This is a genomic window from Streptococcus sp. HMSC034E03, assembly GCF_001811505.1.
Lineage (GTDB): Bacteria > Bacillota > Bacilli > Lactobacillales > Streptococcaceae > Streptococcus.
Map to the genome: position 1 here is coordinate 1 of NZ_KV804962.1, position 1,442 is coordinate 1,442.

Consider the following 1,442-nt stretch of genomic DNA (forward strand, 5'->3'; position numbering starts at 1 on the left):
AAACATACTAAGATTAGTAGTGAGAAAATCTCCGACGGGAGAGAGTACTCACTACTTTTTCTTTATGTTAAAGTAGAGGTGTCTTGTAAAGTCGTAGGGCTCTTTGGCGCTAGACGTCGCGTATTGAAAATAAAATCACTAAAACACGGAATTATTCAAGACAAAAGAGGTAATATCATGCGTACAGTATTTGGGATTGATGTGAGTAAGGCAAGTTCTGAGGTGGCAATTTTAGTCAACGGTGAAAAGATTCATGGATACACTATGCTCAATGACGCCATTGGCTTCAATCGTCTTTTGAATGACTTGAAAACTGTTCATAACCCTGAGATTATATTTGAAGCTACTGGTGTCTATTCTCGGCGTCTTCGAGCCTTTCTTGAGGAATACAGCTACGCTTATACACAGCTGAATCCTCTGGAAGCTAAGAAGCAACTGGACAGTCTGCGAGTTCGTAAAACAGACAAAATTGACGCTGAAAAGTTGGCTCATTCTCAGTTTATACTCAATCGTAAACCAACTTATGCGCAGGAAGAAGTTTATCAACACCTGCGTGATTTAAGCCGTTTCTATCAAAATCTTACAGAAGACATTGTTAGAGCTAAAAACCGTCTACACAAGGTCTTACAAGTCACCTTTCCTGAATTGGAAAATCTCTTATCCACACCAACTGGAGAGCAATATTGGAATTTAGTGATGGCTTTTCCATGCAAAGAGTTTGTATTAAACCTATCTCAAAATGAATTGTGTAAGATTATCCGTCAATCTACCTCCAAACGAATCTCTGAAAAGCGTATTGCTTACCTGACTGATAAACTTATAAAACTCGCTAAACAATCTTTTTGTGCGGTCAAGAAAATCTCCCCAATGCTTGAAGAGGTTCGTTACTATGCTCAAGAATTGCTTCGTCTTTCTGAGCACAGACAGATTGTCTTAGACGACATGGTAGCTCTAGCTCAGCCTTTACCAGAGTATGACATCTTACGATCAATTCCTGGCATCGCAGAAACCACAGCGACATCTATCATTGGCGAATTGGGAGATATTCGTCGCTTTCAGTCTACCAATCAAATCAACGCTTTTATTGGCATTGACCTGAGACACTATGAATCTGGGAACTTTCTCGCCAAGGAACACATTACTAAGCGAGGTAATCCCTATGCCAGAAAAATCTTGTTCAAGTGCATTCATAACATCGCTTCAGCTAGTCATACCAATCCCTGCCATATCGCCGACTTTTATGAGAAACGAAAAAGACAATCGACAATAGCTTCAACCAAGCCACATGCGATTGCCTCTATACATCGTCTCATTCGAACAATGTATTACCTCATTACGCATAACAAACTTTACGATTACTCTTTGACCCAAAATCGATAAGGCTATCTATGCCGTATTATTATAACACCTTGTTTCAAAAAATACCAGATGAGGTGTTTTTT

Annotated in this window: 1 protein-coding gene; it reads left to right on the forward strand. The window is 39.5% G+C overall.

Annotated elements, in window-relative coordinates; genetic code table 11:
• The first annotated feature begins 177 nt into the window (after positions 1-177).
• Complete coding sequence (locus HMPREF2805_RS02000; protein ID WP_075231182.1) at positions 178-1,380, forward strand: IS110 family RNA-guided transposase; 1,203 nt, start codon at positions 178-180, stop codon at positions 1,378-1,380.
• The last annotated feature ends 62 nt before the right edge of the window (positions 1,381-1,442 follow it).

Coding starts and splice junctions, on each gene's coding strand:
- HMPREF2805_RS02000 (WP_075231182.1), top strand. CDS start 178: ATGCGTACAGTATTTGGGATTGATGTGAGTAAGGCAAGTTCTGAGGTG.